This is a genomic window from Amycolatopsis sp. lyj-23, assembly GCF_046549135.1.
GTDB lineage: Bacteria > Actinomycetota > Actinomycetes > Mycobacteriales > Pseudonocardiaceae > Amycolatopsis.
In genome coordinates this window covers 1-14,567 of record NZ_JAJPWN010000019.1, presented here as the reverse complement: position 1 = coordinate 14,567, position 14,567 = coordinate 1, and the positions used below count along the sequence as shown (strand labels likewise).

At 70.9% G+C, this 14,567-nt stretch carries 12 protein-coding genes; 4 read left to right on the top strand and 8 right to left on the bottom strand.

The window, feature by feature from the left end:
* Positions 1–36: 36 nt before the first annotated feature.
* From ACLJPY_RS38425 to ACLJPY_RS38390, 8 genes are all read right to left on the bottom strand, one after another.
* Positions 37–2,214 carry a bi-domain-containing oxidoreductase gene (locus ACLJPY_RS38425; RefSeq protein WP_410595916.1) on the bottom strand — a complete coding sequence of 726 codons (2,178 nt, stop codon included), beginning with the start codon at positions 2,212–2,214 and terminating at the stop codon, positions 37–39.
* The gene (asnB, locus tag ACLJPY_RS38420) at positions 2,211–4,121 is read right to left on the bottom strand and encodes an asparagine synthase (glutamine-hydrolyzing) (protein ID WP_410595915.1); all 1,911 of its coding nucleotides are present in this window, start codon (positions 4,119–4,121) and stop codon (positions 2,211–2,213) included. The genes ACLJPY_RS38425 and asnB overlap by 4 nt, the downstream gene beginning before the upstream one ends.
* Positions 4,122–4,163: 42 nt before the next feature.
* Positions 4,164–5,972, bottom strand: coding sequence for a Wzz/FepE/Etk N-terminal domain-containing protein (locus ACLJPY_RS38415; RefSeq protein WP_410595914.1), 1,809 nt, complete (start codon positions 5,970–5,972; stop codon positions 4,164–4,166).
* Entirely contained in the window at positions 5,969–7,309 is a 1,341-nt protein-coding gene (locus ACLJPY_RS38410; protein ID WP_410595913.1) for an exopolysaccharide biosynthesis protein, read from the bottom strand. Before ACLJPY_RS38410 ends, ACLJPY_RS38415 begins: the two co-directional genes overlap by 4 nt.
* Positions 7,310–7,432: 123 nt before the next feature.
* Entirely contained in the window at positions 7,433–8,614 is a 1,182-nt protein-coding gene (locus tag ACLJPY_RS38405) for a glycosyltransferase family 4 protein (RefSeq protein WP_410595912.1), read from the bottom strand.
* A complete protein-coding gene (locus ACLJPY_RS38400) occupies positions 8,604–9,920 on the bottom strand; it encodes a nucleotide sugar dehydrogenase (protein ID WP_410595911.1) in 1,317 nt (438 codons plus the stop codon). The genes ACLJPY_RS38405 and ACLJPY_RS38400 overlap by 11 nt, the downstream gene beginning before the upstream one ends.
* Positions 9,921–10,114: 194 nt before the next feature.
* Positions 10,115–10,822 (bottom strand): glycoside hydrolase family 75 protein, encoded by a 708-nt coding sequence (locus ACLJPY_RS38395; RefSeq protein WP_410595910.1) that lies wholly within the window; start codon positions 10,820–10,822, stop codon positions 10,115–10,117.
* Between the two features lie 191 nt (positions 10,823–11,013).
* Complete coding sequence (locus ACLJPY_RS38390; protein WP_033261465.1) at positions 11,014–11,460, bottom strand: Lrp/AsnC family transcriptional regulator; 447 nt, start codon at positions 11,458–11,460, stop codon at positions 11,014–11,016.
* Between the two features lie 83 nt (positions 11,461–11,543).
* Between ACLJPY_RS38390 and ddaH the strand changes: the two genes are divergently transcribed.
* The 4 genes from ddaH to ACLJPY_RS38370 form a co-directional block, all read left to right on the top strand.
* Positions 11,544–12,371, top strand: coding sequence for a dimethylargininase (gene ddaH, locus ACLJPY_RS38385; RefSeq protein WP_410596059.1), 828 nt, complete (start codon positions 11,544–11,546; stop codon positions 12,369–12,371).
* An 81-nt stretch (positions 12,372–12,452) separates the two neighbouring features.
* Complete coding sequence (locus ACLJPY_RS38380; protein ID WP_410595909.1) at positions 12,453–13,109, top strand: polysaccharide deacetylase family protein; 657 nt, start codon at positions 12,453–12,455, stop codon at positions 13,107–13,109.
* Positions 13,110–13,160: 51 nt separating this feature from the next.
* Complete coding sequence (locus tag ACLJPY_RS38375; protein ID WP_410595908.1) at positions 13,161–13,925, top strand: enoyl-CoA hydratase; 765 nt, start codon at positions 13,161–13,163, stop codon at positions 13,923–13,925.
* Between the two features lie 259 nt (positions 13,926–14,184).
* The coding region (locus tag ACLJPY_RS38370; protein WP_410595907.1) for a 2-oxoacid:acceptor oxidoreductase family protein at positions 14,185–14,567 on the top strand (383 nt) is incomplete at its 3' end.

Here is a 14,567-nt window from a genome sequence, read left to right as displayed (position 1 = left end):
GGTGCGGCGCGGCCGACCGGAGCGGCACCATCCCCGTCATGCCGGGGCACCCGCCTTCTGCGGCAGCTCGATCCGCACCGGGCCCGCGTTCGCGACACTCGCCTGGGCGGCCAGGGTCGCCAGCGTCGTCGCGGCCAGCGAGGCGATCGAGATCGGCATCGGGCCGCCCGTGCGGACCGCGTCCAGGAACGCGTTGACCTCCGCCGCCTGGCCCTTGTCGCGGCCCTTCGGGATGCGCGAACTCGCCCACTTCTTGCGGGCGTACACCGAGGCTCGGACGAAGTCGTCGAACTTCAGGACCTTGCCGTCGGCCACCAGGTCCAGGGTCTCCTTCGGGAAGCCGGACGAGCCGGTCTCGGCGTAGGTGATCACCGCAGTCGAGCCGTCCGCGTAGCCGAGGGTCACCTGGAGGTCCCCCGTCGCGAACACCGAGACCGGGTCGGCGTCGAGCAGCCAGCTCACCGTGTCGATGAAGTGGCCGCCCTCGCCGACGAACCGGGATCCCTCGGAGGCCGTCTGGTTGTACCAGCTGCCGTGGTCGAGGCGGCCGGCGTTGACCAGGTAGCGGACGCTCGCCGGGCCGACGCGCGGGCCGAACTGCTCGCGGGCCTCGTGCAGCAGCGGGGCGAACCGGCGGTTGAAGCCGACCTGCAGCCGGTCGTTGCCGGACTCCTCGATCGCGTCCAGGACCTTCTGCAGCTCCGCAGGGGACAGCGCCAGCGGCTTCTCCACGAACACCGTCTTGCCCGCCAGCAGCGCCTGGCGGGTCAGCTCCGCGTGCGAGCTGTGCCGCGTCACCACGAACACCGCGTCGATCGCCGAGTCGCCGAGGACGTTGTCGATGTCGGTCGACGCTTCCGCGAAACCGAACTTGCGCTTGGCGTTCGCACCGGACAGCGCCGACGTCGTCGCGACGTGCTCGAGCTGCACGTCCGCGCGCTCCACCAGGTGCGGCAGCAGCATCGACGACGCGTAGTTGCCCGCCCCGATGAAGCCCAGGCGCACCGGCTGTCCCGCGGGCAGCGCGGCGGCCGGCGAAGACGCCACCGCGACCCGCGCCGACGTCACGACCGGCTCCGTCCGGGCGACCGCGTCCGGGTAGCGGAACAGCACCGCCACGGCCTTCAAAGCGCCGTCGTTCAAGGACTGGTACGTCGAAACCGCGTCCGAGAAGTCCGAGACGTGCGTGATCAGCGGCTCGACGTCCAGGCGGTCGCGCGCGATCAGGTCGAGGACGCACTCGAGGTTGCGGCGCTCGGTCCAGCGGACCTGGCCGATCGGGTAGTCACGCCCTTCGAGCTCGTACGACGGGTCGTAGCGGCCCGGCCCGTACGACCGGGAGAACCGGACGTCCAGTTCCTTCTCGTAGTAGGCGTTCCACGGCAGGTCGAGCTTGCACTTGCCGATGTCGATCACGCGGCCGCGGTCGCGTGAGAGCTTCGCGGCCAGCTCCACCGGGTCGTTCGTGTTGCCGCCGGCGGCGAGGTACGTCTGGTCGACGCCCGCGCCGTGGGTCAGCTCGTCCACCGCCGTGTCGACGATGCCGGACGCCGGGTGCGCGCAGGTCAGCGCGCCGAGGCTCTCGGCGAGCTTGCAGCGCTCCGGGTCGGGGTCGACGCCGACGACGCGCACGCCGGACGACGTCAGCAGCTGCACGACGAGCTGGCCGATCAGGCCGAGGCCGATGACCAGGGCGACGTCGCCGATCTGCGGCTCGCCGCGGCGGACGCCCTGCATCGCGATGGACCCGACGGTGCCGAACGCCGCGTGCCGTGGGTCGACGCCGGCGGGCACCGGCGAGTAGAGGTTCTTCGGCACCCAGTTCAGCTCGGCGTGCAGCGCGTGCTCGTTGCCCGCGCAGGCCACCAGGTCGCCCACCGCGACGTCGGTGATGCCCTCGCCGACCTGCTCGACGACGCCGCACAGCGAGTAGCCGAGCGGGGTGTAGGAGTCCAGTTTGGACGTCACCTTGCGGTAGGTGGCCGACAGGCCGTTCGTGGCCACGCTCTGCATGACCTTCGCGACCTGGTCGGGCCGGGCCTTCGCCTTGCCCACCAGCGACATGCTGGCCTCGGACACCTTCATCATCTCGGTGCCGGTCGAGATCAGCGAGTACACCGTCCGCACCAGCACGCCACCCGGCTTGCAGGCGGGCTCGGGGACCTCGAGGAGCGCCAGTTCCCCGCTCTTGTAGTTCTGGACTACCTGCTTCACTTCGCTCCCGCTCCAGACATCGCGTTCCGGTACCAATACTCGAGGGTCAAGACGTGCCAGAGGTGCTTGCCGCGGTCTTCCTGGCCGGCGGCGTCCTCGGCGACCATGCGCTGCAGCGCCTCGCGCTGCAGGAAGCCCGACGAAACCAGCACGCCTTCGTTGACGACTTCGCGCACCAGCGGCGCCAGGTCGCGGCTCATCCAGGCCCGCAGCGGCGCGCTGAACAGGCCCTTCGGCCGGTGCACGATCTCGCTGGGCAAGATGTTCAGCGCCGCGTTCTTCAGCGCGACCTTCCCCACGCGGCCGACGATCTTCTTGTTGCCGGGGATCTTGAACGCCGCGCGCACGACCTCGACGTCGACGAAGGGCGTCCGCACCTCGGTGGACGCCGCCATCGTCGAGCGGTCCGTGTAGGTCAGGTTGAGCCCCGGCAGGAACATCCGCGAATCGGCCAGGCACATGCGGTTGACGAAGTCGTCCAGTGCCTGATCGTTATAGGTGTCCGCGTGCTCGGTCAGGACGTCGTCCACGGAAGAAGCCAAGTCCGGGTTGACCAGCGAGAGCAGCTCCGCGCGGTCGTACATCGTGTAGCTGCGCCGGAACGCCGTCTCCTCGGGCAGGCCGGCGAAGGACAGGAACCGCTTGGCGAACCGCACCGACCGGTACCCGCGCTTGGCCGACGCCACCGGCAGCCGGTCCACAACGGACTCGACCGGACGCCGGACCGCGCCCGGCACCTTGTGGTAGCGCAGGGCGATCAGGTTCGCCAGGTGCTTGCGGTACCCGGCGAACAGCTCGTCGGCGCCCATCCCGGACAGCATCACCTTGACGCCGGCCTCGCGCGCGGCCGAGCAGATGAGGAACGAGTTGATCGCCGCCGGGTCGCCGATCGGCTCGTCGAGGTGGTAGGTCATCTTCGGCAGCAGGTCGAGCACCTGCGGCGCGATCTCGATCTCGTGCAGGTCGACGCCGAACTGCCGGGCGACGATCCGGGCGTACTTGAGGTCGTCCGGCATGGCCTCGAACTTGGCGTCCTCGGCCCGGAACCCGATGGTGTAGGCGGAGATCCCGGGCTGCGACCGCGCGGCCAGCGCCGTCAGGTAGCTGGAGTCCAGGCCGCCCGAAAGGAACGTCGCCACCGGGACGTCCGAGAGCAGGTGCTTGGCCGTCGACTCCGCGATGACGGAGTGCAGGTCGACCTCGCCGTCGAAGGCCGCGCCCTCCTCGGCGACCTCCCGCAGCGACCAGAAGCGGCCGCGGTCGACCTGGCCGTCCGGGCGGCAGCGCAGCCACGTACCCGGCTGCAGCTTCTCCGCGCCCTGGTAGGCGCACCGGCTGTCCGGCACCCAGTAGTAGAGCAGCGACGCGATCAGGGCCGCGTTGTCGACCTGCAGCGATCCGCCCAGCTCGCCGGCGAGTGCCTTGAGCTCGGAAGCGAACGCCACCCCGCCGTTCCGCTGCACGAAGAACAGCGGCTTGATGCCCAGCTGGTCGCGGACCAGGAACAGCTCGCCGGTGCCCTCCTCGAAGAGCGCGAAGGCGAACATCCCGCGCAGCTTGGGCAGGCAGTCGGTGCCCCAGCGCCGCCAGGCCTGCAGCAGCACTTCGGTGTCGGACGTCCCGCGGAAGCGCACGCCCGCGGATTCGAGCTCGGCCCGCAGTTCGGGTGCGTTGTAGAGCTCGCCGTTGTAGCTCAGCGCGAGCCCGTCGAGGACCATCGGCTGCGCGCCGGTCTCGGACAGGTCGATGATCGAGAGCCGCCGGTGTCCCAGGTGGACTTCACCGGGGCCGGCGCGGTGCTCGTACCGGCCGGAACCGTCCGGGCCGCGGTGGGCCAGCGTCTTGGTCAGCCGGTCGGTGAGCGGCCCGCCGTCCGGCCAGAGGTAGGTGCCTGCGATGCCGCACATCTCGGGTGCGTTCCCCTTCGGTCGCGGCGCGGGTCAGGAGACTCACGCACTCTTTTCGGGGGTCTGGGTGGCGGAGCCCCCGGTTCGGGGCGAAGCCCCGGTTGGCACAGTGCTCTTTTCGGGTCCGAGGCCGGCGTCGAGTTCGCCCTTGTGGCTCGGTTCGGCGTGGTCGCGCTTGAACGGCGTCGGCCGCTTCGGCGGCTTGACCGGGGCGAACTTCTTCGTCGGCGCGTTCAGGTGGTCCGGGACGCTCACGCCGCCGGGTGGCGGGAGGGGCGAAGCCGGAGGCCTCGGGGTCGTGAGCGCGGGCGGGAGCACCGGCCGGACCGGGGTGAACCGGCGCGTCGGCTGCTCGGTGGCGACGCGCTCGGCGACGCGGGCGACCAGCTCGTCCAGGTGGTCTTCGCGCTCGGCCGGGGCCGGCGGCGCCGGGCGGCCGCGCAAGGCCGTGTGCAGGCCGTCCCACAGCGTGCCGTCGGACTTGTCCCGCGGGTCCGGGTCGACCAGCACGATGCCGATGACCGGGATCTCCTGGTCGGCCAGCTGCCGCGCGACCGTGTGCAGCCACAGCGTGTTCGCGTGCCCGGCCTTCACGACCAGCACGGTCTCCTGGCCGAGGTGCTCCAGATCGGTCCACGCCGTGCCCGGCGACACCGTGCCGGCACCGACGCGGTGTTCTCCGGGCTTCGCCGGCGGGTCACCGGCGCCGACCACGGGGACGTCGCTCCCGGTTTCCTGCGCCAGCTTGCGGACGTTCTCGCCCGGCAGGTCGTCGACGACGCTCGCGGCGCCCTCGGCGGCCAGCTCTTCGGCGATGTCCAGGACGAGGGCGGCGGCGACGTCCGCGGCGCCGAGCTCCAGCAGCGAAACCTCGCGCGGGTCCTGCTTGACGAGGCGGACCAGCGTCGTGGCGACGCGCTTGCGTTCGGAGACCGCGCGCGAGCGCCGCCACAGCCGCGCCGGGCCGCGCAGCTTCGACGGCAGCTGGGCGATGACGGACGCGCCGAGGTGGGTCGAGATCTCGCGGCGCAGCACCGGCCGGTCCCGCGAGACCGCGCCGACGGCGACGAACGCGAGCCCGAGGGCCAGGCCGAGCGCGAACCCGATGCCGGCGTTGGTCGCGGTGGTCTTGAGGACGGCCCTGGGCAGCACGCGGGCCGCGTCGACGACCTGGGTCCCCGCGGCGACCTGCGGGCTGCCGATGCCGGCCTGCTGGGCGCGCGAGGTGAAGTCGGAGATCTGCGCGGTGAGCGCGGCCCGGCGGCTGTAGAGGTTCTCCAGCGTGGGCTGGCTGGCCTCGCGGCCCTTGCCCTCCTCCTCGACGATCTGCTGTTCGACCTTGCCCAGTTCGTCCTGGGCGTTCTTGCGCTGGTCGAGGATGGCCTGCGACTGGGCGGCCGCGGCCGCCTGGCTGCGCTTGACGTGGTCGGCGATGAACGTCTCGGCCAGCGCCTGGGCCCGCGCCACGGCGTCCTGGTCGGTCTTGGCCTTGACGGTGATCTGCAGGACGTTGTTGGTCAGCCCGAGACCCGCGTAGTTCTTCATGAAGTCTTCGGGCGAGTCGGTGCTGCGCACCTTCTTCAGCGCGGCTTCGGCGATCTGCGTCGTCTGCAGCACGGCGACGTCGGTGCGCATCAGCGTGCCGCTGTCGGTCGGCGAGTCGTCCTGGTGGACCACGATGACCTTGGCGACGGCGGTCGGCGGGGCCGGCAGCACGAACGCGAGCGCCGCACCCACGATGAGCCCGAGCAGCCCGGTGGCCAGCCAGATCCGCTTGCGGCGGCGGATCGCGACGAACAGCCGCTGGAGGTCGACGAGCGGCGCGGCCGGGGTTTCGGGAGAAGTCGTCACGCCGAACCTGCCAGGGCTTTCTCGGGGGCTTCCGCCGCGGGTCCGGGTCTCTCCGGCGCGGGCCGGACGGGGTGGGTGAGGACCGCGCCGACGATCTCCTGCTTGCCGTCGGCGCAGGCTTCGGCGAGCCGGACGAGCTGCCACGCGGTGCGCGTGCCGGCGCCGAGCACGACCAGGACGCCGGAGCTCGACGTGGCGTCCGGCACCGTCGGCCGGTCAGCCGAGAACTCGAAGATCCGCAGCGGCACGGACAGCCGGTCGGCCAGCGCGGCGAGCTGCGCGGCGGCCAGGCGGCCGGTCTCGTCGTCGTCGGCCACCAGCAGCAGGACGTCGGCCGGGCCGGTGGCCAGCCGGGCCAGCACCCGGCGGTAGCGGATGTCGCGGTTGACCTCGTCGGCCGAGGTCGCGACCGGTGGCAGCACCCACGGCCGGTCGCCGCCGAGCAGGTGCCGCACCTTGCCGAGGAAACCGGTCGCCGGGACGCGGTCGCCCTGCGGGGTGGTGACGTCGACGCCGGCGAGGATCGGCGCCCCGAGCGCCGAGGCGATCTCCGGCTCGCCCCGCAGCCGCCGGTCGGTGCGGGCGCTGAACAGGTGGCCGAACACGCCGGCGAGGAAGAACAGCACCGCGCCCCCGGCGACGAAGTGCGTCATCGTCGGCGCGGCCGGCGACGTCGGCCGCTGGGACGGCCCGAGCACCACGGTGTTGCCGACGCCGGTGGCTAGGTCGGCCTGGTTCAGGTCGTTGATCGCCTGCTCCAGCGACGTCTTCAGGCCTTCGAGCTGGGTCCGGACCTGCACGCTCTCCACGGTCAGGCCGCCGCCGACGTTCTTGGCGAGGTCGCTGATCTTGTCCGTGGTCAGCTTGACCTGCTGGCGCAGCGACTCGCGCTGCTCCTGCGCGAGCTGGACGGAGGCGTCGGCGGAGTTGGTCGCCAGCTGCACGGAGTACTTGACGTACTGCTGCGCGACCTGGTCGGCGAGCTGCTGGGCGTGTTCGGCGGTGTCGGCGGAGACGGTGATCGTCACGACGTTGCTCTGCGCCACCGTCGCGCTGACCTGCTTCTTCAGGTCGGCGCCGCTGGGGTGCCACGGCAGCACGGCCGCGGCGCGGTCGAGGACGACCGACGAGGTCGCGATCTCGGCCTGGGTCAGCAGCTCGTCGGCCTGGCGCGGACCCTGGAGCAGGACACCCGAGGTCGTCTTGTAGCCGGGCGAGAACAGGATCGACGCTCCGGCGCCGACCAGCGCGCCCAGGACGGCGAGGGCGGCCAGCAGCCGCCACCGCCGTCGCAGGACCTGCCCGACCAGGGCCAGGCGCACCGTGTCGTCACTCAACGGCAGGTCTCCATTCCTGAGCCGGGTACGCCGAACGGGTTCAGTTGATCGGCCGGTTACCCCAACCGTCGCAAGACCGGGAGCATTGGTTACACGTTCGGTGGGTTCTTGACCGAACGGCGATCATGACTTCACAGCGTGCTCATACGCAGCGAGCAGCGCCTTCGCCGAGTTCTCCCACGAGAGCGGTCCGGCGACCCGGGCCTGGCCGAGCTTGCCCATCCGGATCCGCTCCTCCGGGTCGTCGAGCAGCTGCGCGACGAGCTTCGCGAACGCCGATTCGTCGTTCGCCGGGGCGTAGACGGCCGCCTCCCCGGCGGAGACCCGCGCCTCCCGCAGCTCGAACGAGACGATCGGCTTGCTCATCGCCATGTACTCCATGACCTTGTTCATCGTGGAGACGTCGTTGAGCGGGTTGAGCGGGTCCGGCGACAGGCAGACGTCGGCGGTGGACAGGTAGCGGACCAGGTCCTCGTCGGAGATCCGGCCGGTGAACTCGACCTGGTTGGCCAACCCGAGCTTCGCCGACAGCGCCACCATGTCGTCGAACGCGTCGCCGGAGCCGACGAACACCGCGTGCCAGTCGGTGCGGCCGACCTCGTCACGCAGCTTCGCCAGCGCGCGCAGGGCGTAGTCGACGCCGTCCTGCGGGCCCATCACGCCGAGGTAGGCGAGCAGGTACGGCTTGCCCTTCTTCAGCTCCGGCTCGGCCGGAACCTCGTGGAACCGCTCGACGACCGGGGCGCTGCGCACCACGAAGACGTCCTCGGGCCGCTTGCCGCCGCGGATCCGCGCGACCTGCTTGTAGCTCTCGTTCGTCGAGATCACGACGTCGGCGGCGCGGTAGGTGGCGCGTTCCAGCGCGCAGACGCCGCGGTAGAGCAGGTCCTGCCCGCGGTCGAACCGCGAGAGGTACAGCTCCGGGCACAGGTCGTGCTGGTCGAAGATGAACTTCGCGCCCGAGCGCTTCAGGTACTTCGCGACCAGGTACAGCAGGTCCGGCGGGTTGCAGGCGTGCACGACGTCGACCGGCCCGACCTTGCGGGCCAGCCGCAGCGTGTGCCACAGCGCGCTGCCGTACTCCTGCAGGTAGCCGGCGGGACCGCCGGTCGCCGCCTGGAGCGGGTAGCGGTGGATGTGGACGCCGTCGACGACGGCTTCGGCCTCGGTGTCGCGTTTCGTACCCTGCGGGCAGATCACGTGGACTTCCCACCCGGCGTCGCGCAGGGTCGTGGACTCCTGCCAGACCCGGCGGTCGAAGGGGACGGAGAGGTTCTCGACGAGGATGAGCGCTTTACCAGGCAAGGCCGGCGTATCCCTCTTCAAGGCGACGCTCGGCGGCGTCGGGCAGGCGGACGAGGTCGACGATCGCCCGGTCGCCACCGTGCGGCAGGGCCGCCAGCACGTCCGGGTCTTTGGTGCCCACGAGCAGGACGTCGGCGTGGTTCACGACTTCTTCGACGGACCCGGCGAGCAGCTGGCCGAGGTGCGGCAGCCGGCTCTCGATGTACTCGCGGTTGGCGCCCATCAGCCGCGAGAGGCTGACGTTGGCGTCGTAGATCTTCAGGTCGTAGCCCTTGCCGAGCAGCTTCTCGGCCAGCTCGACCAGCGGGGACTCGCGCAGGTCGTCGGTGCCCGGCTTGAAGGACAGCCCGAACAGCCCGACCTTGCGCTTGCCGGTGCGCGCGACCAGGTCGAACGCCCGCTGCAGGTGGTCGGCGTTCGACGTGAGCACGTGCGACAGGATCGGCACGCTGACGTCGTTGCGGTGCGCGGCGTAGACCAGCCCGCGCAGGTCCTTCGGCAGGCACGACCCGCCGAAGGCGAACCCGGGCTTGAGGTAGGCCGGGCTGATGTTGAGCTTGGTGTCGGCGAGGAAGACGTCGATCACCTGGTGCGAGTCGAGGCCGAGCGCCCGGCAGATCGCGCCGAGCTCGTTCGCGAACCCGATCTTCAGGCCGTGGAAGGAGTTGTCGGCGTACTTCGTCATCTCCGCGACCGGGATCGGCACGCGGAACACCGGGCCGGGCAGCCCCTCGTACAGCCCGGCGACGGCGTCCCCGCTGGCGGTGTCGATCTCGCCGATCACCGTCTTCGGCGGGTCGAAGAAGTCACGGACGCTGGTGCCCTCGCGCAGGAACTCGGGGTTCACCGCGACGCCGAAGTCGACCCCGGCGGTGCGGCCGGAGGACTTCTCCAGGATCGGGACCAGCAGGTCGAGGCAGGTGCCGGGCAGCATGGTGCTGCGGAAGACGACGGTGTGCCGCTCGCTCTTCTTCGCGAGCGCCTCACCGATCTCCTCGGCCACGCGCTCGAGGTAGACCGTGGAGAGGCTGCCGTTCGGCGCCGACGGCGTCCCGACGCACACGAGCGAGATCTCGCTGTCGGCGACGGCTTCGGCGACGTCGGTGGTGGCTCTCAGCGCGCCGCTCGCGACGACGTCGGCGGTCAGCTCGCCGATCCGCTCCTCGACCACCGGGGCCTTGCCCTGGGTGATCAGGTCGATCTTCACCGGGTTGACGTCCACGCCGACCACCCGGTGTCCCTGCCCCGCCAGGCACGCGGCGGAGACACAGCCGACGTAACCGAGCCCGAAGACACTGATCTTCACGCCAAAACCTCCGCTATTCCGCGCGACCCTCAAGTTGGTCGGCGGGCGACCTTGGATCGTTACCGCGGGCCTGGCGAACGGGGGACGGCGTGAAACGGCCGTGAGACGCAAGGGATCGAGGTGAAAATCGGGTCTCGATCCGGCGGCGGGCCGTGGCCGAGAACCACGGTCCGCCGCCGAACCGAAAATCGGTGTCAGTTGTTGTTCACGAAGGTGGTGGCGAGGCTTTGCCCCTTGCTCACCGCGTTGGAGTGGTTCTCGATGGGCGAAACGGTCGAGTTCTTGAAGCAGATGTACGTGACACCCGAGTCGGTGCCGCCGTTGGACGGGTCGGGGTTGATCCCGAGGTCCTTCGCCGTCGCGTAGGAGGCTTCGCCGATGATCTGCGACGGCCCGGTGTCCCCGATGACCGCGTACTCGACCTTGCCGTTGTAGATCACCGCGCAGGAGCCGCCGCCCTTGAGGCCGGACGAGGAGTACTTCCAGATGCTGCTGGAGCTCGGCACGACGATGTAGGGCAGCTTCGCGGCGTTGAGCGGCTTGCCGTCGGACTGGTGGAACGCGGTGTCGTCCTGGTAGCAGCAGTCGGTGTTCTCGTTGCACTGCGTGCTGCGCTGGCCGTCGCAGTCGATGTCCATGTCGGCTTTCCAGAACACCGCGCCGTTGGCGTCGCAGATCGCGACCGTTTTGCTCGAAACGTCTTCGTCGGTCTTGTACTTGCCGTTCGAGATCTGGTTGCAGCTGGTGGTCTTCGCGAGCAGCTCGGCCGCGGTGGGGGCGGCTTCGACGGCGGCCGGGGCGGTGGCCGACGCGCTGGCCGGGGCGGGCGAAGCCGACGCGAGGGCCGACGGCGTCACGGCCGCGGCCAGCGCGAGCGTCGCGAGCAGGATCAGTTTCCGCATTCCTGGTGCTCCCTTTAGTTAGGAAACTTTCCTTACGGGCGGCGGGGCACCAGGATGCACCGGCGCACGGGCGCGTTCAAGACCTCCGGGTCCGGGAATTTCCCATCAGGTGGCCGGAGTTGACGAAAACGCTGCTCACCGCGGCGGCGGGGCCGGAACCGGTTCGGGCGGTGTCCCGCTCGCCGGGACGCTCACTGCTCCGGGGTCGGCGGCCGCTCCAGCAACCGCGAGAGCACCACGGTCGACACCGTCCGGTCCACGATCTCCAGCCCGCGCAGCCGCTCCAGCGCCGTCTCCAGGTGGTGGATGTCCGCGGCCCGGAGGTGGACGATCGCGTCCGCCGCGCCCGAGACCGTGTACGCGGCCACCACCTCCGGCAGGGGCTCGAGCCGGGCCCGGATGCGGGCCGGCGTGATGTTGCCCTGGCACGTGACCTCGACGAACGCCTCCGTGCCCCAGCCGAGGGCCTCCGGGTCGACCACCGCCGTGAAGCCGCGGAGGATGCCCGTTTCGAGCAGCCGGTCGACCCGCCGCTTCACCGCCGGCGCGGACAGGCCGACGACCTTGCCGATCTCCGCGTAGCTCGATCGTGCGTTCGCCACGAGACACGAAACGATTCGCTGGTCGATGGTGTTCACACGCAACATCTAGCACAGATACGCGCAGCGAACAGCGATTGATTGCGGAATTAGGCGCCCCTTACCCTGCACTCATGCAGGCGATGCGCGTACCGACCACCCGTCGATACCTCATGTGCCCGCCGCGCTTCTTCGCGGTGGACTACGTGATCAACCCCTGGATGGACCCGACCCAGCCGGTCAGCGCGGACGTCGCCGTCGCGCAGTGGACCGAGCTGCGCGACACCTACCGCCGCCTCGGCCACACCGTCGAGGAGATCGAGCCCCAGCCCGGCCTGCCCGACATGGTCTTCGCCGCCAACTCCGGCACCGTCGTCGACGGCCGCGTGCTCGGCTCGCGGTTCCGCGCCCCGCAGCGCGCCGCCGAGGCCGAGCACTTCCGCCGTTGGTTCGTCGAGCACGGCTACCGCGACATCACCATGCCGGAGAAGATCAACGAAGCCGAGGGCGACTTCGCCTGGACCGGCTCCCTGCTGCTGGCCGGCACCGGCTTCCGCACGGACCCGGCCGCGCACGCCGAGGCGCAGGAGGTCCTCGGCGTCCCGGTCGTCTCGCTGCAGCTGGTCGACCCGCGCTACTACCACCTCGACACGGCCCTGTTCGTCCTCGCCGAGGCGACGGACTCGACGCGGGCGCAGATCGTCTACTACCCCGAGGCCTTCTCGGCCGGCTCGCGCCGCGTGCTGGAGCGGGTGTTCCCGGACGCGGTGCTCGCGACGAAGGAAGACGCCGAGTGTTTCGGCCTCAACGGCGTCTCCGACGGCCGCAACGTCGTGCTGCCCGTCGAGGCCACTCGACTGGGTGAACTTCTCGAGGCCCGCGGTTACGAGCCGGTCTACGTCGACATCTCTGAGCTGCGGAAAGCCGGCGGCGGCCCCAAGTGCTGCACGCTGGAGATCCGCAAAGGCTAAATAACGGCAAAATCGTGTAACTCACCCGTTTGCCACCGCGATTAATCGAAGTAACAAATCGACTACTCGCGGTGGCAGGCGGTGGGAGTGGTGACGGTGATCCTCGCGATGCACGGGGTCGGCCGGCCGGCGCGCCAGCTCGACCCCGGTGAGGACGAACGCTGGCTGACCGTCGAGCAGTTCGAGCGCGTCCTCGACGTGGCCGCGGAGCACGAAGACGTCCGCCTCACCTTCGACGACGGCAACGACTCCGACGTCGAGATCGTGCTGCCCCGGCTGGCCGACCGCGGCTTGACCGCGGAGTTCTTCCCGCTGGCCGGCCGGCTCGGCCAGCGCGGCTACCTCGACCGCGACGGGCTGCGCGAACTCGTGCGCGCCGGCATGGAGATCGGCTCCCACGGCTGGGAGCCGCGCGACTGGCGCCGGCTCGACGACCTGCACGCCGGCCGCGAGCTGCGCGACGCACCGCAGCTGCTCGGCGACCTGTGCGGGCGGCCGGTCCGGCGGTACTCCCTGCCGTTCGGCGCGTACGACCGGCGGGTGCTGGCGCGGCTGCGGCAGGCCGGCGCCACCAGGGTGTACTCCAGCGACGGCGGAGCGGCCCGCCGCGACGGCTGGCTGCAGGCCCGCACGGAGCTCCCCCACGACGTCGACGGCGACCGGCTCGACAGCGTCCTGGCCGGGTCCCGCCGGGCCGCGCACTGGGCGAACCGGCTGTTCCGCCGCGCGGCGCGGTAGCCGGGCCGCCCGCATCCCGGCCCATCACCCGCGCGTGCCAGGCTGAGCCGCATGACCGACAGCATCGTCAGCGAGCACGACGGCGGCGTCGCCCTCCTCACCGTCGACGCGCCCGGCAGCCGGAACGCGCTGACCCTCGACCTCTCCGCGCAGCTCGCCGCCGCTGTCGAGGCCGCCGAACGGGACGAGTCCGTGCACGCCGTCGTCGTCACCGGGACGCCGCCCGCTTTCTGCGCCGGGGCCGACCTCTCCGCGCTCGCCGCGGCAGACGAAGCCGGCTTGCGGGCCATCTACGAAGGCTTCCTCGCGGTGGCGCGGTGCGCGTTGCCGACGATCGCCGCCGTCGGCGGGGCGGCCGTCGGGGCCGGGCTGAACCTCGCGCTCGCCGCCGACGTCCGGCTGGCCGGTCCGCGGGCGAAGTTCATCGCGCGGTTCCTCGAACTCGGGCTGCACCCGGGCGGCGGGATGACGTGGATGACGCAGCGGCTGGCCGGCCCGCAGCAGGCCGCCGCGATGACGTTGTTCGGGCAGCCGCTCGACGCCGAGGCGGCCGTGCGCGCCGGGCTCGCGCTGCGCGTGGTCGACGGCGGCCATGACGAGCTGCTGACCGCCGCGCGTGAGCTGGCTCACCCCGCTGTCGCCGCGCCGCGCGAGGCGTTGATCGCCACCAAACGCAGCCTCCGCACCACCGCGGGGCTGGCCGAGCACCGTGCCGCCGTCGACGTCGAGATCACCCCGCAGCTGGCCTCGCTGGCGTCTCCGGAGTTCGCCGAGCGGCTTTCCCTGGTGCGGGACCGAATCCGTTCTCGGCCGTGACTCAAGCGGGAGGCTCTAACCTGCCGGGAGACACGCATCACAACGCAGTCCGGCGAGTACCCGTTACCATCGGTTACAGGTATCCGGCGTACCTGCGGAGAGGGATTGAAGAGCACCGATGAGGTCGTCCAGTACCCGGAACACTACCAACATCGGTGTTGAGGGCGAGCTAACCTCGGGAGTAGACCTGGTGAGCGCAGCCGCGGCACCGGCAGGCGAACGGAAGCCGTACCGTCGGGAGAGAGGGAATCCCTGACCCATGAGCACGAGTGCGAACGGCAACGGCGCTGGCCACGGCTCGCTCGCCGCAACCAGGCCGACCGAGATCAGCAAGCTGGACCGGGTGGTCATCCGGTTCGCGGGCGACTCGGGTGACGGCATGCAGCTGACCGGCGATCGGTTCACGTCCGAAGCCGCCGCGTTCGGCAACGACCTGTCGACGATGCCGAACTTCCCCGCCGAGATCCGGGCGCCGCAGGGCACCATCCCCGGCGTCTCGAGCTTCCAGGTGCACTTCGCGGACTACGACATCCTCACCCCCGGCGACCGGCCGGACGTGCTGGTGGCGATGAACCCGGCGGCGTTGAAGGCGAACCTCGGTGATGTCCCGCACGGCGGGACGATCATTCTGAACACCGATGA

Coding starts and splice junctions, on each gene's coding strand:
- ACLJPY_RS38395 (WP_410595910.1), bottom strand. CDS start 10,822: ATGCGGAAACTGATCCTGCTCGCGACGCTCGCGCTGGCCGCGGCCGTG.
- asnB (WP_410595915.1), bottom strand. CDS start 4,121: ATGTGCGGCATCGCAGGCACCTACCTCTGGCCGGACGGCGGGCCGCTC.
- ddaH (WP_410596059.1), top strand. CDS start 11,544: ATGCGCGTACCGACCACCCGTCGATACCTCATGTGCCCGCCGCGCTTC.
- ACLJPY_RS38375 (WP_410595908.1), top strand. CDS start 13,161: ATGACCGACAGCATCGTCAGCGAGCACGACGGCGGCGTCGCCCTCCTC.